Origin of the sequence: Chroococcidiopsis thermalis PCC 7203, from assembly GCF_000317125.1 — a bacterium.
Classification (GTDB): Bacteria; Cyanobacteriota; Cyanobacteriia; order Cyanobacteriales; family Chroococcidiopsidaceae; genus Chroococcidiopsis; species Chroococcidiopsis thermalis.
In genome coordinates this window covers 4,037,676-4,060,996 of record NC_019695.1, presented here as the reverse complement: position 1 = coordinate 4,060,996, position 23,321 = coordinate 4,037,676, and the positions used below count along the sequence as shown (strand labels likewise).

19 protein-coding genes are annotated in these 23,321 nt (G+C 43.6%); 10 read left to right on the top strand and 9 right to left on the bottom strand.

Annotated features, from left to right (window positions below; genetic code table 11):
• Window positions 1-67: 67 nt before the first annotated feature.
• Window positions 68-1,042, bottom strand: coding sequence for an iron-siderophore ABC transporter substrate-binding protein (locus CHRO_RS17775; RefSeq protein ID WP_015155619.1), 975 nt, complete (start codon window positions 1,040-1,042; stop codon window positions 68-70).
• Window positions 1,043-1,057: 15 nt separating this feature from the next.
• Window positions 1,058-3,571, bottom strand: coding sequence for a TonB-dependent siderophore receptor (locus CHRO_RS17770; protein WP_015155618.1), 2,514 nt, complete (start codon window positions 3,569-3,571; stop codon window positions 1,058-1,060).
• 139 nt (window positions 3,572-3,710) lie between these two features.
• On the opposite strand from CHRO_RS17770, the gene CHRO_RS17765 reads away from it, so the two are divergent.
• Window positions 3,711-4,826: an IS701 family transposase gene (locus tag CHRO_RS17765; RefSeq protein ID WP_015152474.1), complete on the top strand. Its 1,116-nt coding sequence runs from the start codon at window positions 3,711-3,713 to the stop codon at window positions 4,824-4,826.
• 164 nt (window positions 4,827-4,990) lie between these two features.
• Here CHRO_RS17765 and CHRO_RS17760 read toward each other — a convergent pair whose 3' ends face one another.
• Complete coding sequence (locus tag CHRO_RS17760) at window positions 4,991-6,010, bottom strand: AraC family transcriptional regulator (RefSeq protein WP_015155617.1); 1,020 nt, start codon at window positions 6,008-6,010, stop codon at window positions 4,991-4,993.
• 159 nt (window positions 6,011-6,169) lie between these two features.
• Here CHRO_RS17760 and CHRO_RS32460 point away from each other — a divergent pair, with 159 nt between their 5' ends.
• Window positions 6,170-6,409, top strand: a complete 240-nt coding sequence (locus CHRO_RS32460; RefSeq protein ID WP_181824191.1) for a hypothetical protein — start codon at window positions 6,170-6,172, stop codon at window positions 6,407-6,409.
• Here the strand turns inward: CHRO_RS32460 and CHRO_RS17755 are convergent.
• Entirely contained in the window at window positions 6,384-7,379 is a 996-nt protein-coding gene (locus CHRO_RS17755) for an iron-siderophore ABC transporter substrate-binding protein (RefSeq protein ID WP_015155616.1), read from the bottom strand. The two genes, CHRO_RS32460 and CHRO_RS17755, sit on opposite strands and share 26 nt — an antisense overlap.
• 15 nt (window positions 7,380-7,394) lie before the next feature.
• A complete protein-coding gene (locus CHRO_RS17750) occupies window positions 7,395-8,771 on the bottom strand; it encodes a TonB-dependent siderophore receptor (protein WP_245570493.1) in 1,377 nt (458 codons plus the stop codon).
• A 51-nt stretch (window positions 8,772-8,822) separates the two neighbouring features.
• Here CHRO_RS17750 and CHRO_RS17745 point away from each other — a divergent pair, with 51 nt between their 5' ends.
• The gene (locus CHRO_RS17745) at window positions 8,823-9,734 is read left to right on the top strand and encodes an IS982 family transposase (protein WP_015155615.1); all 912 of its coding nucleotides are present in this window, start codon (window positions 8,823-8,825) and stop codon (window positions 9,732-9,734) included.
• On the opposite strand, the gene CHRO_RS17740 is transcribed toward CHRO_RS17745, so the two are convergent.
• The 4 genes from CHRO_RS17740 to CHRO_RS17725 form a co-directional block, all read right to left on the bottom strand.
• Complete coding sequence (locus tag CHRO_RS17740; RefSeq protein ID WP_245570492.1) at window positions 9,714-11,060, bottom strand: TonB-dependent receptor plug domain-containing protein; 1,347 nt, start codon at window positions 11,058-11,060, stop codon at window positions 9,714-9,716. The genes CHRO_RS17745 and CHRO_RS17740 overlap by 21 nt on opposite strands.
• A gap of 247 nt (window positions 11,061-11,307) precedes the next feature.
• A complete protein-coding gene (locus CHRO_RS17735) occupies window positions 11,308-12,309 on the bottom strand; it encodes a helix-turn-helix transcriptional regulator (RefSeq protein ID WP_015155614.1) in 1,002 nt (333 codons plus the stop codon).
• A 178-nt stretch (window positions 12,310-12,487) separates the two neighbouring features.
• Complete coding sequence (locus tag CHRO_RS17730; protein ID WP_015155613.1) at window positions 12,488-12,865, bottom strand: nuclear transport factor 2 family protein; 378 nt, start codon at window positions 12,863-12,865, stop codon at window positions 12,488-12,490.
• A 54-nt stretch (window positions 12,866-12,919) separates the two neighbouring features.
• Window positions 12,920-13,498 carry a Crp/Fnr family transcriptional regulator gene (locus CHRO_RS17725; protein WP_015155612.1) on the bottom strand — a complete coding sequence of 193 codons (579 nt, stop codon included), beginning with the start codon at window positions 13,496-13,498 and terminating at the stop codon, window positions 12,920-12,922.
• Between the two features lie 438 nt (window positions 13,499-13,936).
• On the opposite strand from CHRO_RS17725, the gene CHRO_RS17720 reads away from it, so the two are divergent.
• From CHRO_RS17720 to CHRO_RS33855, 7 genes are all read left to right on the top strand, one after another.
• Entirely contained in the window at window positions 13,937-14,842 is a 906-nt protein-coding gene (locus tag CHRO_RS17720; protein WP_015155611.1) for a hypothetical protein, read from the top strand.
• Window positions 14,843-15,348: 506 nt separating this feature from the next.
• Complete coding sequence (locus tag CHRO_RS17715) at window positions 15,349-16,146, top strand: SDR family NAD(P)-dependent oxidoreductase (RefSeq protein ID WP_015155610.1); 798 nt, start codon at window positions 15,349-15,351, stop codon at window positions 16,144-16,146.
• 13 nt (window positions 16,147-16,159) lie between these two features.
• Entirely contained in the window at window positions 16,160-16,876 is a 717-nt protein-coding gene (locus tag CHRO_RS17710) for an NADPH-dependent FMN reductase (protein WP_015155609.1), read from the top strand.
• A 35-nt stretch (window positions 16,877-16,911) separates the two neighbouring features.
• A complete protein-coding gene (locus tag CHRO_RS17705) occupies window positions 16,912-17,694 on the top strand; it encodes an MIP/aquaporin family protein (protein WP_015155608.1) in 783 nt (260 codons plus the stop codon).
• 108 nt (window positions 17,695-17,802) lie between these two features.
• Window positions 17,803-19,119, top strand: coding sequence for a 2Fe-2S iron-sulfur cluster-binding protein (locus CHRO_RS17700; RefSeq protein ID WP_015155607.1), 1,317 nt, complete (start codon window positions 17,803-17,805; stop codon window positions 19,117-19,119).
• Between the two features lie 17 nt (window positions 19,120-19,136).
• Entirely contained in the window at window positions 19,137-20,216 is a 1,080-nt protein-coding gene (locus CHRO_RS17695) for a VOC family protein (RefSeq protein WP_015155606.1), read from the top strand.
• 44 nt (window positions 20,217-20,260) lie between these two features.
• Window positions 20,261-23,095 (top strand): MGH1-like glycoside hydrolase domain-containing protein, encoded by a 2,835-nt coding sequence (locus tag CHRO_RS33855; RefSeq protein ID WP_015155605.1) that lies wholly within the window; start codon window positions 20,261-20,263, stop codon window positions 23,093-23,095.
• Window positions 23,096-23,321: the final 226 nt, after the last annotated feature.

Below are 23,321 nucleotides of genomic sequence, written 5' to 3'. Positions count from 1 at the left end.
ATGTATAAAGGCGATCGATGACTCAGTTATTGTGACATTAATTGGATTGTCCAAGAAAACAGAGATTTTATGTATTTTCCGGCAGGTATTTAAACAAGTCATCCAAGATTTGATTCGCTCCTAAAATCCCCCTGGTATCCCATCTTTCTAAAGGCACGAGATAAGCTCGATTGTTTTTGACTGCTTTGAGGCGACTAAATATAGGATGTTGAAGAAAAAAGCTGAGTGGCTTTCGTTCCAGATTAATAATAAATAGGATGTCAGTGTTGTATTCATCGACGCTTTCAATGCTGAAGGACTTACCAGAAGGTGGCAGTTTATAGTGTAGCCCCAGATCGATTAGAACATCAGCAGTTGCATCATAGTTTTTTGCTGGTGTATAAACAAGACCATGAATATAATAAATTACGGAAACTTTGATTTGTGACAACCGATTTCCCAAGCGTTGCTTCAAGTCTTCAATTCGTTTCTGATATTGACTTAAAACTGACTCAGCTTTTGTTTCTTCACCAAGAACTTTGGCTACATATCGTAGATTTTCCTTAAAGAATGCTTCATGACCTGCCATCTCAAGGTTCGGAGAAGGCACTACAACGGTAGGTGCGATCGCGGATAAGAATTGATACGGATGGTACTTTGTTGCTAAAATCAAATCCGGTTTGAGCATGAAAATTTTTTCGATTGAAGGCTGATCTGGCTTCCCAACATTCGTAGCTCCTTTCACATCATCAAGCGATACACCAGAAAGAACTTCTTTCCCTTTGATGCGATCGGACGTGTAACCAATTGGCTCGATCCCGAGAGCGATTAGAGGATCGAGATTAATGTCAGGGTTTAAGGCAACAATCCGCTGTGGTTTTAGTGGGACGCAGGTTTCGCCAAATTCGTGCTGAATGATTCGGCAATTCCCCACTTGCGGCTGGTCATTTGTAGTATGGGTATTTGTCACGCGGGTATTACTAGCAGTGTTGCAAGCGGCAATGAGAGTTACTGCTAAGAGTCCTAAAAGCAAAAAACAGGTGAGACGGTGCAGAGATTTCATGAATGTACTAACCACTCAAAACTCCCATGAAACCTTGCCTTGCACGGTAAATGGCTCTGCTGGATAAACACTCAGACCAGAATTAGAATTTTCAAAATACTCGACATCGAATAAATTGTTGACGTTAAGCGCTGCTCTGAATTGACCGCGCTTGTAGAAAATAGCCGCATCAGTGCGAAAATAGCTGGGTAAGGTAAAGGTATTCTCTAAGTCTCCCTGGCGATCGCCCACATAGAAAAATCCGATTCCGAAACCCAATCCTTGCAAATTCCCTGATTGAATTTCATAGCTCGTCCACAAATTGAAACTACTTTCTGGCACGTTATTAATTCGATTACCAACTTCATACGTTTCATCTTGTGTAATTCGCGCATCAGTGTAAGCATAGCCTGCAATAATATTCCATCCTGGTAAAATTTCTCCAGATATAAATAGCTCGACACCTTGGCTATTTTGTTCTCCTGTTTGAATTTCAAAGTTAGGATTATCAGGATCGGTGGTGTTAACGTTAGTGCGAGTTAAATCGTACAATGCCAGCGTGGCAGAAAGGCGATCGTTTATATCTGCTTTGACTCCAATCTCATATTGCGTCCCGCGTCCTGGCTCAAATGGTTCGTCATCAGCAGACCTACCATAACTTGGGGCAAAAGAGCGAGTATAGCTGGCATAGAGCGAAATCGGCTCGATGGGTTGATAGACAATGCCCAGACGCGGACTAAAAGCATCCCCAGATTGAGATGTTTCAGTATTTTCGAGCAGATCTTCCTCAGTTTGCTCAAAGGCATCAAATCGACCACCCAGTAATAACTTGAGATTATTTGTTATGGTGACTTGGTCTTGAAGATAAATCCCCAACGAATCGGTTAAAGTGGTGGTTTCGCTAGGGGGGTCAGTTCGCTCAAGTATCTCCGTACTGTAAACTGGGTCAAAAAGATCGATGGGTGTTCCTCGGAAAGCCCCATCAGTAAAGAATCTAGAATCAAATCGGCTGAGATCGACACCTAGTAGAAGTTGATGCTGAATTGCTCCTGTAGAAAACTTACCCACAACATTCGTCACGAAATCAAAGGTTTGATCCCTGGTATCAACCTCATCAGCGAATCGCTCTACAGTTCTTAGATCGGGTTCGAGGCTTATTGCAGCAACGCTGTCTCTGATTCTATAATTATTGTCGGCAAAGTAAAAAGCATTTCGCAATGACCAGTTTTCACTAAAGCGATGCTCTAGGTTGTACCCAGCAATGAGCCTATCTATGATAAATCTACTATCTGGTTCTGCGAGATTGCGATTACGAGGAATTTCGCCATTTGGGTTCGGTAATATCGTTCCCTCAACGGGAAGACCAGAACCGCCACGCTGCGTAGCTCCAACATACTGTATATCAAAGGTTAGATCGGTATTTTTGCCAAGTTCAAACTTTATAGCACCTGCAACGGCTGAGATTTCTCGATTGACAAAATTGACAAAACTTTCGGCAGATTCGTAAGAGGCATTCAGTCGGTACAAAATTGTTTTGGAATCATTCAATGGACCCGTCAAATCGAGCGCACCCTGATAAAAATCGTAGCTGCCAACAGACGCTTCAACCGAGTAAAAAGGCTCGCGCAGGGGTTGTTTAGTGACAATATTAATTGTCCCTCCAGGTTCACCTCCACCAAATAGAACTGAAGCAGGTCCTCTGAGAACCTCAACCCGTTCGATGTTCGAGAAAATTGCTGTTGTCGAATTTGCAAATCGCAATTTCAATCCATTCCTGGTAAAGTTTTGATTCTCACCAGCATCAAATCCCCGAATTGTGAACGAGTTAAATATAGGGGTGTCATCAGGAGTATTTTGAATTACACCAGGGACATTTTTGATTGCTTCATTGAGGCTGTCAACTTGTTGTTCCTCTAGCACCTGTTGCGGAATGATTTGAATCGACTGGGGAATATCGCGCAAAGGTGTATCGGTTCTCGTTCCCACGTTGGTATCAGGGACGAGATAGCCATCTTGCTCGTCTGTCACCACAATTTCCTGCTCGTCATCTTCTGGCGCTGGCGGAGTCTGGGCAGCGGATGTACCTGGCGTGAAGCTAAAAATCAACCCCTGATTGGGAGCGTCATATAATTGCACTTGTGGTAAAGCTGCTTCCCCTGTCACCGCGACTCGAATACTATTGGCAGTAGCCTGAGTCACAGCCACGCGAGTAATTCCGCTTGCAGGATTATCTTGACGAAATTCTCCTTGTGGTAGTGTTAGTACGGCGTTGGGAATATTTGCAATATATGTGTTGCCCAAAGTCAGAGTTACAGGCTGAAGCACTTTGCCCTGAGTGGTTTGTAGAACGATCTCTACACCTTTATCGGTGGGATTAGCCGTAACTCCCGTAATCGCAATAACTTCCCCTGAAGTTTCGTTGGTTGGTTGCTGTACCAAATTTTGAGCGGTTGTCGCGGGAAGTTCAATTTCGCTTAGTTGGGGAATATTTTTGTCAACTTCTCGAATCTGCGCTCCTACTGACTCACCTTTTGCCGGAGTGCCGAGCAAAAGTGCGTAAGCGAAGCATCCCGTTAGGGTTATCGCACTTGTTAGTAGCTTAGATCTTGCACCAGTACAGATACTCTAGTTGCGAAAGAGTAGGTTTCAATGAGAGAAAAGGGCGTGAAACCAATTGAATGCAAGAACGATGGAAACCCTTCTTGCCCACGCCCAAGGGCTAGTCTACACCCTACTTGATTTGATGCCGAGCCACTATCAACGAGATAGCCTACAAGCCTTGCTGGGATTATTTTTACAAGCTCAAGGACATCCTCTGCCCCAACAATGCAAAACTAAATCAGCCAGTGCCTTAAGTCGGTTTCTCAACGTCTACCCCTGGTCAACTCGTCGGCTGATTCGTAGTACCCGCTCCTTTGTCCTGCAGCAAATTCTGTCACAGCCACGAATTGGACGTAGACCCATCTTACAAGTCATCATCGACTTAACCACCCTAGAAAAACGCGGCAAGTTCAAGCTGTTGGATGGATTAGTGCGAGTCTTCCATAGCAAACGTGGGCTACACCTAGTCGTGATGTATCTAGTAGTGGGTCAATGGCGCGTGCCGTGGAATTTTCGAGTTTACCGAGGGAAAAATCATTCCTCACCAGCACAGTTGGGGCTACGACTTGTACAAAGCTTACCTTCATTGCTGAGTCAACACTTTCAGCTCATGATTTTAGTAGATACAGCCTTTGGTAGTGCCGAATTTTTACATGGTATACGTAAATTAAAATATCACGCCATTGCCGGAGTACGCTGTGACCGCAAGCTACAAGATGGGCGCAATGTTAAGCAACTATGCAGGCGGGGACAACAAGTGCGACTGGTAAAATTAAAGTTTCCAGTTTCACTGTCTTGGTACTATCTCAAGCGTGACGACGGTAGGCTGGAAAAGCGCTTTGTCCTCTCTACCAAACCACTTAAAGCTAGTACTATCAATTACTGGGGCAAAAAGCGTTGGCAGATTGAGGGATGGTTCAAAACTGCTAAACATCGGTTTGGATTAGACCAATTTGGTCAGGGCACATTGCTAGGTGTCTACCGTTGGCTGGTATTGTCACTTTTAGCTTATTTGTTAGCACATTGGGCTTATTTGTCTACTGCATCTACCGACTCACCTGATTGGGGTAAGGCGGCTCAACTGGCACTTGAAGCATTACTGCCTCAACTAGTGGTGTTGCTCCTGCTGCTGGAGAGCAAACGCCTCACACCCCTAGCACGCTCCCTTGGTTTTGACATTCAAATCACTTGCTGCAAGATCTGAGAGTAGCAGACTTTGAAATAATTTATCTAACTTCATCGCTCCACCTACACTCCCTCACACCACAAGACAGTATTAAGAAAATTTCCTAACTAAACTGGCAGTGTATGTATAGTAGGCGATCGGTATTTCTAATTTGAACGTTAGCGGGATTTTTTTTCTGAACGCTAGCGGGATTTTTGGCAATGCTGCAAGTATTGTTTGGGATTCAAACCAAACTTTTTGCGGAAAGCTGAAGCAAAGTAGCTGCGACTATCAAAACCAACTCTAAATGCCACTTCTTCAACTTTCATGTCTTCCGATCCTAAAAGTTGTCTGGCTTTCTCCAGCCGATAGTCGTGCAAGTATTTAAATGCAGATGTGCCGAAAACTTGCCGAAATCCACATTTTAATTTGAAGTCATTTAACCCGACTTGCCTTGCTAATTCCAGCAGACTAGGCGGATTTTCTAAATTGTTCAGTAAAATTTCTTTGGCTTGATAAATTTTTTCCACATCGCTCAAATTTCTAGCTGGAAAGTTGCGATCGCATTTCCCCTGCTCCTGAAATTGCTGGAAATGAAGCATCATCAATTCCATTACCTGACTTTCCAGATACATCCGCTTCATCAAGCCTTGATGCGGACACTGTAAAATCTGGCGTAACACTCGCTGCATTTGCCGCGTGATTTTTTCTTGCTGGTAATAAGGCTGGATGCAATCGCCAATTACGGCTTGGCGCAAGTAAATTGGTATCTGTTCTAAATCTACTTCGCCAAAACTTTGAAAAAATTGCTGTGGTTCAATTCTTAGATATATTCGTGAGAACTTCTCTCCGGCTTTCCACCACTCAGTTTCTTGAAGATTGCAGTTACATTCCGAATAGTATTTACCTACTGATTCATCAGTTTTATCGATTAAACCGTGACGTTCAACCGTCACTTTTCCTGACAGAAAAAAACTTAACCCAAATCGTAAGTTATCCGATTTATCTTTCATCCACACAAGGTCATCAATAAACTCTACCTCGTCTACCGCAATAGATAATCCACTGCGTAATTCTGTCGAACAACTATAGATGTTACAGATATCTGAAAACTTTCCGAGCGTGATAGTTTCAAAACCCTTCGACTGACTAGAAAGCGTACCATTTTGCTCGCTTTCTGCCCACAGTTCTTGCTCATCTGTATCTGTCAGAGTTTTTGTCATAGTTTAATGATAATTAATTTCATCATTAAAAACCTATAGTTACAGCGATCGCCCTGGCATTCGGCACTCTAGCTAGCTACATCTCTCTAATTTAAATGAGAACTACTCTTAATTGTGGCACGAAATTGACTATAAGAAAAGTGACTGCGGATCGATAACTTGGGATTAGCAGTCTTTTGCATAGGCTTAATAGCAATTCTCGATTGTGTGGATGATATTTGTAGGGGCGCACAGCCGTGCGCCCCTACCAGATGTGTATTGCATCCAATTGAAAACCGCTATAACGATGAGGGATGTCGCGATCGCAGAGTTCTCGCAGATGAGTTGAACGATGGCGATCGCTATTTGTATATCGTTCTCAAGAAACAATCATTCAAGGTGTTTCACCTAAATACTTAAACAAGTCATCCAGCATGGCATGAACTGCAAAAATATCTGAACTATGCCAATGTTGACCTACAAAATAAACGCGATCGCGCTGCACGACGTTGAGCTGTCGCCATAAGGGTCTTTGTTGGAGCTTTTCTAGCGTCTTCTTATCATCTTTATCATCCCAAGTTAAAAAGAAGAGAACATCTCCATCAATCTCAGATATTGTCTCTTCTGACAGGTTTTCTACATAGAAGAAATTTCCCGTTTGCGATCGCGGACGTTGCAATCCAAGATCTTTTAGCACCGTTCCAGAAAAATGCTTTTCTCCATATGCCCAAATTCCATATTGCGAACTGGTACTGGCAACAGATATCTTGAGGGTGTGGCGGCGATTCTCCTTTGGAGAGGCTGCGCCAATGCCTAATATTTTTTTGAGTTTTTCAATTCGCTGCCAATAATCATTCATTAATTGCTGATACACATCTTCTTTACCTAATACTTGAGACAGTTCCTCTAATTGCCGCTGCCAAGAAGGAGGAGGATAAGGAATATTCAATACAACTGTAGGCGCAATCTGGGATAATTGTTTATAAATAGCTTTTGCGTAATAAGAACCAATCAGAATTAGATTGGGTTTAAGTCGCAAAATCTTTTCTAAATTAGGAGCGTCATGTCCTCCGACAAGTTCTATCCCATCTACTTTATCTTGAAGATAATTAGGAATAGGATTGGCTAATTCAATATACACTGATGCAATAGGTTTAATCCCTAATGCCAAACTATTAGCGAAAGTATCTGTCCTCAGAGTTACGACACGTTGAGGATTGCGAGGAATGCAAGTTTCACCCATCACATGCTTCACGAACCGACAATTCTCTACCAGTGGTTTTGAGCGTGTAAGGCTGCGATCGCCGATCGCGTTACAAGTCGAAACCAGCGTTACCATTACAATTCCCAAACATACTAGATAGGCAAAGCGGCGTAAAGAGATTTTCATGAATGTAATAACTACTCAGAATTGCCAGGAAACTGTTCCTAGAACGGTGAAAGGTTCCCCAGGATAAACACTCAGATCGCCATAAGCAGATTCAAAATAGTCTACATCAAATAAATTCCTAAAGTTCAGTGCTGCCCTAAACTGTCCGCGATTGTAAAAGATCGCTGCATCAGTGCGAAAATAGCTAGGTAACGTAAATGAATTGTCTAAATCTCCTTGGCGATCGCCGACATAGAAAAATCCGATCCCAAAGCCCAATCCTTGCAAATTCCCAGATTGAATTTCATAGCTCGTCCATAAATTGAAGCTACTTTCTGCCACATTATTAATTCGATTACCAATTGCAAACGTTTCATCTTGTGTAATCTGTGCATCGGTATAGGCATAACCGCCAATAATGTTCCATCCTGGTAAAATTTCACCCGAAACAAATAGCTCGACACCTTGACTATTTTGTTCTCCTGTTTGAATTTCAAAGTCAGGATTATCTGGGTCAGCAGTAGTAACGTTAGTGCGAGTTAAGTCGTACAATGCAAGTGTGGCAGAAAGGCGATCGTTAATATCTGCTTTGACTCCAATTTCATATTGCGTCCCGCGACTTGGCTGGAATGGCTCGCCATCAACAGATCTACCAATAGTGGGGGAAAACGACCGAGTATAGCTAGCATAGAGCGAAATTGGCGGTAGAGGCTGATAGACAATGCCCAAACGGGGACTAAACGCATCTCCAGATTGAGATGTTTCGGTATCTTCGATCAGATCTTCGTCAGTTTGGTCAAAGGCATCAAATCGACCACCTAGCAGTAATTTAAAATTATCTGCCAAGGTTATTTGATCTTGAAGATAAATACCTATTAAATTGATTGATGTTTCATCGTCATAAGGACGGTCAACTATATCAAGTCTTTGGGAACTGTAAACTGGGTTAAAAATGTCAATGGGCGTTCCTTGGAAAGTCCTCAAGGCAAAGCTGCTAGAATTATATTTTCTCAAATCGACACCAAATAGCAGCTGATGATCGATCGCGCCTGTGGAAAATTTACCAACAACGTTTGTGAAGAGATCGAAGATATATTCCTTGGAATCGCGATCGTCACCTTCACGCTGTAAAGTTCTGAAATCGGGTTCGAGGCTAGCAGGACGGACACCTCTAATTTTTTGATAAAGATAGGAATAGTAAAAAGCATTTCGCAACGACCAGTTTTCACTCAAGCGATGCTCTAGGTCGTACCCAACTCGGAAAACCTCTGGACTATATTCACTATCTTCGCTGGCAAAATTGCGATCGCGCTTAATTTCTCCGTTTGGGTTAGGTAATACAGTTCCTATAGCGGGAAGACCAGAGGGATAACTCTGATTTAACGTGAGTTCGACGAGTTTGTAGAAGCGCAAAAGGAAAGCTGAGACTATGTTTAAAGGTAAGTAATCATTTTAGTCTCAGCTATGGACTCTATCGTATCGCGTCTCGACCTGACCCAGATTTTCTGTGATGTGGATGATTTTTGTCAGCAATTTGAACAGTTATGGCAACAGCAGTCACAACTGCCCTCCATGCTAGGAGAGAAACGGAGCCGCTCGCAGATGCAGCTAAGTGAAATCATGACCATCGTGATTGCCTTTCATGGGTCTGGAGCAAGAACATTTAAGGATTTCTATACGCTGACGGTGCAACCCCATTGGCGCAAGGCGTTTCCTCATCTAGTCAGCTATAACCGCTTTGTAGAGTTAATGCCTTGGTGCTTGATGCTGCTATGCTGTTTCCTGCACACCCGTAAAGGCGAAATTACCGGCATCCAGTTCATTGACTCTACACCTATCGAGGTGTGTCATCCCAGACGTGCTCATGCACACAAAGTCTTCAAAGACTTAGTTGCTTGGGGCAAAAATTCCGTAGGATGGCATTTTGGTTTTAAGCTTCACCTGATTATCAATGAGCAAGGGGAGTTATTAGCGTTTCAGCTCACCCCAGCTAATACTGACGACAGACAACCCGTGCCAGACTTGACTCAAGACTTGATTGGTCAGCTCTTTGGCGACCGTGGATACATTTCCCAAAAGTTGTTTGAGCAACTTTACCAGCGAGGTCTGCAACTAGTCACCAAGTCAAAGAAGAAGATGAAACAACGGCTGGTGAAGTTAATGGACAAGATTTTCTTGCGTAAACGAGCACTGATTGAATCTGTCAACGATCAACTCAAAAACATCTGCCAGATTCAGCATTCCCGCCATCGCAGCGTGTTTAATTTCCTGGTCAATCTCTTGTCAGGCTTGGTAGCTTATACTTATCAGCCCAAGTTACCTTCTCTAGATTTGCAACCCAAAGGCTTACCTGCCTTACCTCCTGCTATTTTTTAATTCGTCGAACTCACGTTGATTTATTTTGCTATACTCTAAATCCAGTTTTAGATCGGTATTTTTGCCAAGTTCAAACTTTAAAGCACCTGCAACTGCTGAGGTTTCTAACTCGCTAAAATCGACAAAACTGTCGGCAGATTCATAAAAGGCATTTAGTCGATACAATGCTGTTTTGGAATCATTCAACGGACCAGTTAAATCGATCGCACCTCCGTAACGGTCATAGCTGCCAATAGTGGCTTCAACCGAATAATAAGGATCGCGCAGGGGTTGTTTGGTGACAATATTAATTGTTCCGCCAGGATCGCCCTCACCAAATAGAACTGAAGCAGGTCCTCTGAGAACTTCAACCCGTTCGATGTTAGAGAAAATTGCGTTTGTACCTGCTGGAAGTCTGACACTTAATCCGTTTCTAGTGACGTTTGGTCCAAAGTCGCCAACAGAAAATCCTCGAATCGTAAAACCAGCAAATCCAGGGATGTAATTAGGAGCGGTTTGAGTCGCACCAGGAACATTTTTGAATGCTTCATTTAAGGTGTTAACTTGTTGTTCCTCTAGCACCTGTTGCGGGACAATTTGAATTGATTGCGGAATATCTCGCAAAGGTGTATCGGTTCTCGTTCCCACGTTGGTATCGGGGACGAGATAGCCATCTTGCTCCCCCGTTACTACAATTTCCTGCTCGTCAGTTTGCGCCGTTGGTTTTCCTGGTTGGGTTTCACCCAGTGGTAGCGGAGTCTGAGCAGCAGATGTACCTGGCGTGAAGCTAAAAATTAACCCCTGATTTGGAGCGTCATATAATTGCACTTGTGGCAAAGCTGTTTCCCCCGTCACCGCGACTCGAATACTATTAGCGGTAGCTTGAGTCACAGCTACGCGAGTAATGCCGCTTGCAGGGTTATAGGCGCGAAATTCTCCTTGAGGAAGTGCTAGTACAGCGTTGGGAATATTCGCAATATACGTATTGCCCAAAACCAGAGTTACAGGCTGAAGCACTTTACCCTGAGTAGTTTGTAGAATTATCTCTACACCTTTATCGGTGGGATTTGTCACAACTCCCGTAATTGATACAATGCTTCCCTTCCCTTCTTGGTTAGGCAGGACGGCAGGTGGGTTAGTTGGTGTTGGCGATTCCAACATTTGAGCGCTTGTCGTTGGAAGTCTAATTTCGTTTGGCTGTAAAATATTTTTGTCAACTTCTCGAATCTGCGCTGCCATTTCCTCGCCTTTTGCTGGAGTGCCGAGCAAAAGCGCGTAAGCGAAGCATCCCGTTAGGGTTATCGCACTTGTTAGCAGCAAACTTTGACACAATTTATCTACCTTCATCGCTCCACCTACATTCCCTCACACCGTTTGGTAGTTAGGAGTTACGCACTTGAGTTTCAGTCCTCGACGATCCCTCCTAGTTCCTCCCTTAAAAAGGGAGGAATAAAGCCCCCTTTTTAAGGGGGTTGGGGGGATCGACTGCGTAACTCCTGATAGTATTAGGAAAATTTCCTAACTAAACTAGAAGTGTATGTATAATAGGCGATCGGTATTTCCAATTTGAACGCTAGAGGGATTTTTTTGAACGCTAGAGGGATTTTTGGCAATGCTGAAAGTATTGTTTGGGATTCAAGCCAAATTTTTTGCGGAAAGATGAGGCAAAGTAACTGCGGCTATCAAAACCTATTTTCAATGCTACTTCTTCAACATTCATGTCTCCTAATGCTAAAAGTTGCCTTGCTTGTTCCAGTCGATAGTCGTGTAAATATTTAAATGCTGATGTCCCAAAAACTTTCCGAAACCCCCGCTTCAATTTAAACTCGTTTAGTCCTACTTGCCTTGCTAAATCTATCAAGCAAGGTGGACTTTCTAAGTTTTTTAGTAAAATTTCTTTAGCTTGATAAATTCTGTCAATATCGCTCAAGTTCTTGGTAGGGAAGTGGCGATCGCCTATATCCTGTTCCTGACATTGCTGGAAATGAAATGCAATCAATTCCATCGTCTGACTTTCCAAATACATTCGCTTCATTAAGCCTTGATAGGGACATTTGAGGATGTTAGATAACACCATCCACATTTGCTGTGTAATTTCCCGTTGTTGGTAGTAAGGTTGTACGCGATCGCCAATTACGGCTTGGCGCAAGTAAATTGGAATCTGTTCTAGCTCTTGTTCACCAAAACTTTGAAAAAATTGCTGCGGTTCGATTTTCAAATAAATTCGGGAAAATTTCTCTCCCGCTTTCCACCACTCAGTCTCTTTAAAATTGCAGTTACACTCTGAATAGTACTTCCCTACTGATTCATCAGTTTCATCAGTTAAGCTGTAACGCTCAATCCTCACCTTTCCTGAGAGAAAAAAGCTCAAGCCGAATTGAGAATCATCCCATCTATCTCTAGTCCATACAATATCTTCAGTTAACTCTACTTCATGTATTGAAAGAGTTAACCCACTGCGTAACTCTACTTGCCAATCGTAGGTATTACAGACATTTGGAATTTTTCCCCGATCGCTCGTTTCAAAATCCTTCGATCGATCGGAAGTTTTTTGCCATAATTCATTCCAGCTTGTATCTGTAAGAATTATTGTCATGATTTAATGAGAATCATTTCATCATCAAACAGTCGAGGTTGCAGCGATCGCATTGACATTGAACGCTCCAGCTAGCTATATCCCTTTGGTTAAATGAGAAACACTCTTAATTGTGGCACAAAATTCACTGTAAGAAAAGTGACCAACAAGGGAGTAGGGAGCAGGGAGTAGCAAAGCGTTAAGACACTATGCCTGAATGTCCAGCTATAATCTGCCAAGTCCCATCCTGAGACTGCGACCAAACTCTAGTAAACCGAAAAACGCCATTTGTGGGCGTACCATTATAACTACCCGATAATTGCATCTTTACTGAAACGATCGCCACATCACCTGCTAACAAAATATGCTGCTCGGAAGCTGACAGCGAGTTGAGTTTGAGAGCGCCAGACTTATGACCTGCTAGATCTTCCTCTTTTCCTACCAAATGCCCCAGGTGATTTGTAAAAAGTAATTTAGGCGACAACAGTTCATCTAATGCTTTCACATCGGAGTGAAGCATTGCTAGCCTGAGCTTTTCTTCTACCTCGACGATTTGATGCTCAATTTGATGACTCATAATTTTGTCACATAAACGAAGGTGGTTTTATCCGTGTTTACTCTCTTTGGTGTTTCATGTTACAACGAGTCGCCGCCGCTGCCGTCGTATTTTTCCCTCTGCTTCTAACTGCTGGAGAACTCTAGTCACCGTCACTCGGCTCGTACCTAGCGTCTGAGCCAACTGCTGATGGGTGAGTGGTAGCTCAAGCGTCTGCCCGTTATCGACATTACGACCAAATTTTTGACTCAACCACACGAGTAGCTGCCACAATTTTTGAGATATAGGATTGATATGAATGATGCTCAGTAGTTCTTCTGTTTGCTGCTGGTGGTGAACGATCGCATCTGTTAATTGCGCCCACTGATTGCGGTTCCAGCGACTGACTTCTACATTTGTCAGACAGTGGATTTCATAGGGCTGCACTCGTGATAGTGCATGTCCAACAACATCTCCCGCTCCCCAGTAGCCCAAGCAAACCAACTCACCTTCCTGACTCCAAGTAATGCTGCGGGCAACCCCGGATTCAATTTGCCATAAAACTTCTTGATTTTCTGGTAAGCGATCGCGGCGTTGAAACTGTAATTTAGTTGGGGTCGCTGGAGATATCGTTATATCATCTCGGTTGCGATAAATAGGCTGGACGTAGCTCATCACTTTACACCAATAAACCACTAATGCGAGTTACTAGGAATAGCATTCATTTATTCTCAAACAAGGCAAGCAACTTAATTTGCTGACTACAGGCTAAATTCACAACAAAAGCTACTGCAAATTCAGTATTGCAAACCACGTTTGTTATTAAAAAAAACCTTTCTTAATAGAAAAGAATCTCAACTCCAGAACTTTTCTGAACTTTACTAGATTGACAAATGATGGCACTAACACTGAATTGACAAGATTTTAATTTGACCGGAGTATAGATGTGATAGCACCAGAAATCATACTTAACTCTCTCTGCTAACCTCAGTTAGCTTGAAAAGGAGATAAGGCAGCATGATGCAACAGTCTCAGTTAATAATCGGAAATCGCAACTTCAAGTGACATCGAAACTAAGGTTTCTTTTAAACTCATGATTTTTTTGGAGGATAAATGCAACAAAACTTTTCTAGTAATTCAGAAGAAAAAATTACTCTACCACCGATCCATACACTTGATAAAACCGAACTGAATTTCAGTCGCGCTTTTTTTCAAACCGCTCAAACTTTATATAGTTATCTACAAGATATTCAGCTTTTAAGTACCTCAGTTTTTAACATATCTACCGAGCCTTACACTATAGCTATAGTCAGTTTATTTTCTAAAATGATTCAAAGCTATTACTCTTATATTCTATTAGAGATACACCGCGAACGTGTCGGCAGTCAAGTTTTAATTGAACATTTGTATTCAGCCGCGATCGCGCTCGTATATTTATTAGAAAACTCGGAACGTGAGATTTTTGAAAAATATGTTTCTGAGTCTATTTACCAAGCTAATATTTTAGTCGAAAGAATAGAAACACAATTACAATCGGTTTCTCCTAATTTAGAGTTAGCACTGCTGTGTGAATGGTTGAAAACTTTTATGTCTAAATCCGAACTACTAGCAACTAACTGCCAGCTTCCCAACTTAACAGCAGATTTGTGGCACTTAGAAACATTTGATATGACTAATCAACGTGCAGCATCAATGGGATTAGATTTTCTCAGCAATCCAGCGCGGCAAATGGTACACAAGATTACACCAGGTAGCTGGCTAGACGTTCGGATCAATTACTTCAATGCTATTCGTAGTCGGCAATCAGAGCTAAAGAAAATTGATTTTCAACAGTTACGTGATGCCAGCCATTTATGCTTACACGCAACTAAAGTATTTTTAGAGGAAGTTGATTGTTGCGCTGATAACAAAGCTGAAGTGCAACGAAAACAGCAAAGTTTAAGTAGATTCTTTGAATGGTTTTATCAGGCTCACCAAGTATACAGTTGCCATAATGATGTTTCTCTAGAGCTAAATTAATATCGATCGTAGGCGTTAAATGTTTTAGAAATGTTGTTTTATTGCGATCGCTGACTCTTCTATTCTCCTCATAATTGCATCCACAAGAGTGTTGGCTCTTGTCTACCCAAATTGTTTGGTCACAATTTACTAAATTGCCATAGCCGAGGGTCAGTGCCATACAGTGCATCAGCGCACACCCACCTTGCTCCAACGCCTGCATCTATCGCTCGCCCCAGCATAATTCTGGAAAAATTAGATTTTACTGAGAAAAACATAATAAATTTCTAGCCAAAATCTCAGCTCTACTAACTGATACTTTTAAAGAGTTATCATTCATCATTTCGTCAATCGAGCAACAATGAACTTAAGCTGCTTAGAGCAATTTCGTATGATGAAATCGCTCAAGCATGACTTAACAATCCGTATTTAGTCATGAGTTCGCTCGGTCTTTCCACGAACGATATCGATTATTACTTATGCTACTCACTTGAGAACTAATTGCTATCTATTCAAGGAGAATTTATATGAGACTTGAAGGTAAAGTTGTCCTGGTAACGGGTAGCAGTCAAGGAATCGGACAGGGAATTGTGGTGCGACTTGCCCAAGAAGGAGCAGATGTTGTCATTAACTATCGCTCGCATCCAGAAGGAGCGGCAGAAACCTTAGCAAAAGTACAAGCTGCTGGTGGTAGATGCTTCATGGCTCAATGCCCCAGTTCCCAGGGATATACGATTCAAGCAGACTTAGGTAGCGTACATGAGATACGTCAATTGATTGGCGAAAGTATCGAGCATTTTGGCAAGCTAGATATTTTAGTCAATAATGCTGGAATTGAAAAACACGCTCCATTTTGGGAAGTTACGGAAGCCGATTACGATGCGGTAATGAATGTCAATTTGAAGGGAGTCTTCTTTGCAACTCAAGCCTTTGTGCAACACCTAATCGAAACTAAAAGATCTGGAAAGATTATTAACATCAGTTCGGTGCATGAGGAACTGTCCTTTCCTAACTTTACAGTGTACTGTGCCAGTAAGGGTGGCATGAAAATGCTAACTCGCAACTTAGCAGTCGAACTAGGTTCTTTGGGCATCACAATTAATAACGTAGCACCTGGCGCAATAGAAACTCCAATCAATACCCAGCTCTTGCACAACCCCCAAAAGTTGGGTGCATTGTTGAAAAATATTCCCCTCGGTCGTTTGGGACAACCACAAGATGTTGCTTCTTTGGTTGCCTTTTTAGCATCCCCCGATGCTGACTACGTTACGGGTAGCACTTTCTTTGTCGATGGTGGCTTGCTTTGGAATTATCAAGAGCAGTAAGGAGAATCAATTCATGTCAGACTCACCTCTATTTATTCCCGTCATTCTCGGTACTCCCCGCCAAGGTCGTCAAAGCGAATACGTTGCTAAATTTATCGTCGAGCAACTTTCGGTAAGGGATGGTGTAGAGACTGAGTTAATTGATGTTCGAGCGATCGCAATCGCCACGAACGATGCTGGTGAATCGCTCAAAGACCCGCAGTTTTCAGCCTTGATGGAGCGAGCAGATGGATTAATTGTTGTCGCACCAGAATACAACCACGGCTATCCAGGCTTGCTCAAACACGTACTCGATACTTGTCTGAAAGAATACATTCACAAAGCTGTCGGGCTATGCGGCGTTTCTGCTGGACCGTTTGGCGGTACGCGAGTCATCCAGAATCTGCTGCCCGTGATGCGCGAGTTGGGACTGGTGACAATTTTCTACGACCTCAACTTTAGCAACGTCCAAACGCTATTTGATGAGTCTGGAAATTTAATGGACAAACCGACTTATACCCGCCGCCTAGAGCGGTTTATGCAAGAGCTAATTTGGATGTCAACCGTGCTGAGGTATGGACGCACGCAGGTGAGTTTGGATAAGCAGCAGGAAGAGGTTGCCACGATTCATCATGCAAATAAGCCCTGCCCTGAAATGGCTGCACGTATGGGTACTGATGCAATGGATAGCGTTCTCCAAATTAGCCAATCTTGTGAAACAAACGCAGTAGAAGCCAGTTTACTTGCTTAATTATTTTTTGACTTTTGACTTTTGACTAGCTAAATATGAATGCTCTCTACCGTCACTATCCCGAATATTTAATGGAAGCTGCGGGACTTGGGATCTTCATGGTTTCTGCTGTCGTTGTGACAGCCCTACTGGAGCATCCAGCTTCACCGCTGCGACAAACAATTGTCGACCCGTTATTACGCCGTTGCATTATTGGGATAGCAATGGGTTTAACCGCGATCGCGATCGTCTATTCCCCTTGGGGTAAGCAGTCTGGAGCGCACATCAATCCAGTCGTTACATTTACATTCTGGCGCTTGGGCAAGATTAAACGATGGGATGCATTCTTCTACATCGTGGCGCAATTTGTCGGCGGATTGTTGGGGCTGTGGTTAGTTGCAGTGGTATGGAGAGATGCGATCGCCGATCCAGCAGTCAATTATGTTGTCACTGTTCCTGGGGAAGCTGGTGTAGGTGTTGCCTTCTGCGCCGAGCTAATAATTTCCTTTGGCATAATGCTGACGATTCTATTTGTATCGAATATCCCAAAACTAGCTCGATTTACTGGGCTATTTGCAGGCTTATTAGTTGCAACTTACATCACGGTAGAAGCACCATTATCAGGTATGAGTATGAATCCCGCCCGTACCCTTGCTTCGGCAATTGGGGCGCAGACTTGGACGGCAATTTGGATTTATTTCACTGCCCCAGTGTTAGGAATGCTGCTAGCAGCCGAACTTTACGTGCGCCTCAAAGGGCGTAAAGCAGTCCGCTGCGCCAAACTCCACCACCACAATCACAAACGCTGCATCTTTCGCTGTGGCTATCGGGGACAGTGACCAGTGACCAGTGACCAGTGACCAGTGACCAGTGACCAGTGACCAGTGACCAGTGACCAGTGACCAGTAACCAGTGACCAGTGACCAGTGACTACTAGGAGAGAATTGATGCTTGCAAGTCTTAGACAAATTCAAAATCCCGTCCTCAGAACTGTTACGGGAGCAAGCGCGGCATTTGCGATCGCAACTATTGTTTCTGGTGCAGTCGTTGGTTTAGTAAATATTAGAGACAAAGCTAGATTGAGCGTGTATGCTTCATTACTGGGAACTGGTGGCGGCGTTTTGGTTGGTTTAGTTGCGGCTGGAAGGGTAAGCACACAAGCACCGATCGCTCAACCCACAACTGCTAGCACAACTTGGCAAGACTGGCGCAATTTTGTTGTCGTTCGCAAGGTAAAAGAGAGCGAGGAAATCACCTCGTTCTATCTCAAACCAGAGGATAACGGTGAAATTCCTAGCTTTCAACCAGGGCAGTTTTTAACCATCAAACTAGACATTCCTGGGCAAGCCAAACCAATTATTCGTACCTATTCGCTCTCAGATTATCCCGAACCTTGCGAATACTATCGCCTTTCAATTAAGCGGGAACCAGCTCCCCAAGGGTTAGATGTCCCACCAGGGATTGCGTCTAACTTCATGCACGATCGCATCCATGAGGGATCGATCGTTCCGGCTAAACCACCCAAAGGTAAATTTGTTCTCGATCTCAACAAGTCTTTACCAGTCGTACTCATTAGCAATGGTGTGGGAATTACTCCCATGCTCAGTATGGTAAAAGCTTGTGGTCGTTTCAATCCCAACCGACCAATTTGGTTTTTGCATGGGGCGCGAGATGGTCGATTTCATGCATTTCGAGATGAAGTATTGGCGATCGCGCCGCAGAATCTTAACCTACACGTACACTTTTGCTACAGCCGTCCGCGAGTAGAAGATGAAGGACATTATCACGGTATCGGTTATGTAGATGCAGCTCTGGTTAAAAGCTTAGTAAGGCAAGAAGCTGAGTATTTTCTCTGTGGTTCTCCAGCTTTTATGGAGTCTCTGATGGCAGGACTTCAGGAATCGGGAGTAGCTAGTAGTTCCATCTTGTTTGAATCTTTCGGTAAACCGATGAAAGCCACGTCCGAGAAACAACTTCCTACTGCAAGTGGGGATGAGGAAGTTGCAGCAGCAGAAATTGTTTTTGCTAAATCGGGCAAAACCTTAACTTGGCACGAGACTGAAGGAACGATTCTGGAGTTTGCCGAAGCTAACGATCTCGATCCTGCCTATAGTTGTCGTGCGGGTATCTGCGGTACTTGTCAGTGCAAAATCCAAGCAGGCGAAGTGACTTATCAGGAAGCACCAACCGCAGAAATTGATGAGGGTGCGGTACTGATCTGCATTTCCAAACCTAAAACGGCAAGAGTTGTCCTCGATCTTTGATAAGTAGCACTACAGTTATGACTAAGCAACTAACTCAAATCGCCAGAATATTGTTCGCAGTTGGTGCATTTGTCGCGATTGCTACTACTCACACTCAAGTATATCCACAGCCAAGCGCTCGGCTAGCTTCGACATCTGTAACTCAGCCAGCTCAGTCAGCTATCACTGCTGTAGAATCGGTAGGAATGACAGTTGCAGACATGGATCGTTCCATTGATTTTTATTCTCAAGTCCTTTCCTTCCAAAAAGTCTCTGATGTAGAAGTTTTGGGAACCCAATACGAACAATTCCAAGGAGTGTTTGGCGTGCGGATGCGCGTGGTAAGAATGCAGCTAGGTAGCGAATTTATCGAGCTAACTGAGTATCTCACCCCCAAGGGCAAACCATTTCCAGTTGATTCGCGCAGTCACGATCGCTGGTTTCAACATATTGCGATCGCTGTTAGCGATATGGATAAAGCTTACCAACACTTACGCAAGTTTAAAGTACAATACGCCTCCACTGCCCCGCAACGCATCCCCGACTGGAACAAAGCAGCAGCAGGAATTCGTGCCTTCTATTTTCGCGATCCAGATGGTCATTACCTAGAAGCTATTTATTTTCCCCCAGGCAAAGGCGATCCAAAATGGCAACAGCCGACAAACCAACTATTTTTAGGCATTGACCACACCGCGATCGTTGTTTCTAACACCGCAGCTAGCCTGAAATTCTATCGCGATCTCCTGGGTATGAGGCTAGCGGGAGAAAGTGAAAATTACGGGACAGAACAAGAGCATCTCAACAACGTATTTGGGGCAAGGTTGCATATTAGTAATTTGCGATCGCGCCTTGCTTCCCCTGGAATTGAGTTTCTCGAATACCTCACCCCCAGAGATGGGCGACCTTTCCCAACTGATGCTCGTCCTAACGATTTATTGCATTGGCAAACTACACTAGTCGTGAAAGATGCAGCAGCAACAGCCCAAAAGTTGCAACGACATCAAGCTACGTTTATTTCTCCTAGTGTCGTAGTCATTCCTGGGCAGAAGTTAGGCTTTAAAAAAGGGTTTTTAGTCCGAGATCCCGATGGTCACGTCATGCGGTTGGTAGAGAAGTAGTTAAATCTTGATGGTAGCCTTGACTTTTGCAAAGAAGACTTATTATGACAACCTTAACTCAAGAAGAAATCAGGTTAAAAGCAGCCCTGACGCACGAAGCGCACTGGCGCAAATGGGGTCCATACTTGAGCGATCGCCAATGGGGTACAGTCCGCGAAGACTATAGCGCTTATGGTACCGCCTGGGACTACTTTACCCACGACCAAGCGCGATCGCGTGCTTACCGCTGGGGTGAAGATGGCATCGCTGGAATTTCCGACAACCATCAAAGATTGTGCTTTGCGATTGCGCTTTGGAATGGTGAAGATCCGATTCTCAAAGAAAGGCTTTTTGGTCTGACAGGTAATGAAGGAAATCATGGAGAAGATGTCAAAGAATATTACTTTTACCTTGACAATACCCCGACTCATTCTTATATGAAAGCACTGTACAAATACCCGCATCAAGCATTTCCTTACACTCAAATACTGGAAGAAAATAAACGCAGAAATCGTAGAGAGCCAGAACTTGAACTAATAGATACAGCTATCTTCGATGAAAATCGTTACTTTGATGTCTTTATCGAATATGCCAAGCATTCTGCTGAAGATATTCTGATTCAAATTCAGGTAATCAACAGGGGAGCAAAGGCGAAAACGCTACATATTTTACCAACACTATGGTTTCGTAACACTTGGTCTTGGACTAAAGACGAGAACAAGCCGATTCTACAAAAAATTGAATCTGGTAACGGTTTAAGTGCGATCGCGGCTTTTCATCCCACTTTGGGAAAAAGATATTTGTATTGTCAGGGGGAAACGGAGCTTTTATTTACAGAAAATGAAACGAATACCGAACGATTATTTAATGTCCCTAATGCTTCTGCTTACGTCAAAGATGGCATTAATGACTACATCGTGCAGGGTCGAAAGGAGGCAGTAAACCCAAATCAATTTGGCACTAAAGCTGCGGCTCATTATCTCTTAACTATCAGTGCAGGCGAAACTCAAATTATTAAATTGCGACTAAGCGATATATCTCTTTGCCCCCCTTCTCAAGCGGGATTAGAAGGATCTGATTGCCCCCCTTCTCAAGCGGGATTAGAAGGATCTGATTGCCCCCCTTCTCAAGGGGGGTTGGGGGGATCGTCTTACCCCCCTTCTCAAGGGGGGTTGGGGGGATCTCCATTTGCGGCATTCGATGCAATCTTTTCCACCCGCCAGCGAGAAGCCGACGAATTTTATCAACGCATTACTCCCTTTCCACTGGGCGAGGATATGCGTAACGTGCAACGCCAAGCATTTGCCGGAATGCTGTGGAATAAGCAATACTACCACTATATTGTCGAAGATTGGCTCAAGGGCGATCCATCTGCACCCCCACCGCCACGCGATCGCAAAAAAGCCAGAAATCATGAATGGTTTCACTTTTACAGCGACGATATTCTTTCTATGCCCGATAAGTGGGAATATCCTTGGTTTGCCGCTTGGGATCTCGCCTTTCACGCTATTCCTTTAGCAACGATCGACCCAGATTTTGCCAAATACCAATTAGACGTGATGACGCGGGAATGGTATATGCATCCGAACGGGCAAATTCCTGCTTATGAATGGGCATTTGGAGATGTTAACCCTCCCGTCCATGCTTGGGCAACCTGGCGCGTCTACAAAATCGAACAAAAGATTTATGGACGTAGCGATCGCGCTTTTTTAGAGCGAGTGTTTCAGAAATTGATGCTCAATTTTACTTGGTGGGTAAATCGTAAAGATATCGAGGGTAAAAATGTCTTTCAAGGAGGATTTCTGGGATTAGATAATATTGGCGTGTTCGATCGCAGTGCCGTTCTCCCAACGGGCGGACATATCGATCAATCCGATGGGACGAGTTGGATGGGGATGTATTGTTTGAATATGCTGGCGATCGCCTTAGAACTAGCACAAACCAATCCTGTATACGAAGACATCGCTACCAAATTTTTCGAGCATTTTCTCTATATCGCTGATGCCATGAACCACATTGGCGAAATGGAAGCATCTCTTTGGGATGAAGCAGATGGATTTTATTACGATGTCTTGCATTTACCTAACGATCGACAGATTGCTTTGAAAGTGCGAAGTCTTGTGGGGCTGATTCCGCTATTTGCGGTAGAAACCATCGAGCCAGAAACGCTACAAAAACTTCCAGGCTTTAAAAAGCGAGTGGAATGGTTTATTCAAAATCGCCCCGATCTGACTCAAAATATTGCTTGTATGAAATCTGAGGGAGTAGGAGAGCGAAGATTGCTAGCAATTGTCTACCGCGATCGGCTACGGCGAATTCTGCAAAAGATGCTGGATGAAACTGAGTTTTTGGGAGATTATGGCATTCGGGCAATCTCTCGCTACCATGCCGAACATCCCTATATTTTTCATGTCAATGGCACTCAATTTCGAGTTGATTACGAACCGGCAGAGTCTAGTAGCGGTTTGTTTGGGGGTAATTCTAATTGGCGCGGTCCCGTTTGGTTTCCCGTGAATTTTCTCCTGATTGAATCCCTACAAAAGTTTCATTATTATCTGGGAGACGATTTCCAGGTTGAATGCCCTACGGGTTCCGGTCAAATGATGACTTTGTGGGAAGTCGCTGCTGAATTATCCCAAAGGTTAATTCAGATTTTTCTGAAAAACACATCTGGTTATCGACCCGTTTATGGTGGAACCCAAAAGTTCCAAACCGATCCCTATTGGCAAGATTTGATTCTATTTTACGAATACTTCCACGGTGATAACGGCGCGGGAATTGGTGCTAGTCATCAAACTGGATGGACGGGTTTAGTCGCAAAGCTAATCGGGCAGTTTGGCGAGTACGAAGGACGGGATAAAGCGCCCCAGTTATCCGCTTACGAGCAAATTGAAGTTTAAACTAGCAGCAGATATTCTACGTACTGCGATCGCCCCTACTCGAACGGAAATCGGATAACTTCTGTGTAGATATGAGTTGCGATAATAAGTCTCATGGAAAAATTACTCAAGTAGACATCGCTATTATTTTTCGGCTCGAATTGGGTAGCGTGGCAATATGGATGAGATGGAAGAAACAGATGCTCGTGACTCCTCATCAGCAACAAAACATCATTGATTAGGAATA

What these genes read in the sequence shown, in the direction of transcription:
- CHRO_RS17695 (WP_015155606.1), top strand. Translation starts at nt 19,137, where the DNA reads ATGACTAAGCAACTAACTCAAATCGCCAGAATATTGTTCGCAGTTGGT.
- CHRO_RS33855 (WP_015155605.1), top strand. Translation starts at nt 20,261, where the DNA reads ATGACAACCTTAACTCAAGAAGAAATCAGGTTAAAAGCAGCCCTGACG.
- CHRO_RS17735 (WP_015155614.1), bottom strand. Translation starts at nt 12,309, where the DNA reads ATGACAATAATTCTTACAGATACAAGCTGGAATGAATTATGGCAAAAA.
- CHRO_RS17740 (WP_245570492.1), bottom strand. Translation starts at nt 11,060, where the DNA reads ATGAAGGTAGATAAATTGTGTCAAAGTTTGCTGCTAACAAGTGCGATA.
- CHRO_RS17775 (WP_015155619.1), bottom strand. Translation starts at nt 1,042, where the DNA reads ATGAAATCTCTGCACCGTCTCACCTGTTTTTTGCTTTTAGGACTCTTA.
- CHRO_RS17730 (WP_015155613.1), bottom strand. Translation starts at nt 12,865, where the DNA reads ATGAGTCATCAAATTGAGCATCAAATCGTCGAGGTAGAAGAAAAGCTC.
- CHRO_RS17765 (WP_015152474.1), top strand. Translation starts at nt 3,711, where the DNA reads ATGGAAACCCTTCTTGCCCACGCCCAAGGGCTAGTCTACACCCTACTT.
- CHRO_RS17745 (WP_015155615.1), top strand. Translation starts at nt 8,823, where the DNA reads ATGGACTCTATCGTATCGCGTCTCGACCTGACCCAGATTTTCTGTGAT.
- CHRO_RS17720 (WP_015155611.1), top strand. Translation starts at nt 13,937, where the DNA reads ATGCAACAAAACTTTTCTAGTAATTCAGAAGAAAAAATTACTCTACCA.
- CHRO_RS17705 (WP_015155608.1), top strand. Translation starts at nt 16,912, where the DNA reads ATGAATGCTCTCTACCGTCACTATCCCGAATATTTAATGGAAGCTGCG.
- CHRO_RS17710 (WP_015155609.1), top strand. Translation starts at nt 16,160, where the DNA reads ATGTCAGACTCACCTCTATTTATTCCCGTCATTCTCGGTACTCCCCGC.
- CHRO_RS17725 (WP_015155612.1), bottom strand. Translation starts at nt 13,498, where the DNA reads ATGAGCTACGTCCAGCCTATTTATCGCAACCGAGATGATATAACGATA.
- CHRO_RS17755 (WP_015155616.1), bottom strand. Translation starts at nt 7,379, where the DNA reads ATGAAAATCTCTTTACGCCGCTTTGCCTATCTAGTATGTTTGGGAATT.
- CHRO_RS17700 (WP_015155607.1), top strand. Translation starts at nt 17,803, where the DNA reads ATGCTTGCAAGTCTTAGACAAATTCAAAATCCCGTCCTCAGAACTGTT.
- CHRO_RS17760 (WP_015155617.1), bottom strand. Translation starts at nt 6,010, where the DNA reads ATGACAAAAACTCTGACAGATACAGATGAGCAAGAACTGTGGGCAGAA.
- CHRO_RS17715 (WP_015155610.1), top strand. Translation starts at nt 15,349, where the DNA reads ATGAGACTTGAAGGTAAAGTTGTCCTGGTAACGGGTAGCAGTCAAGGA.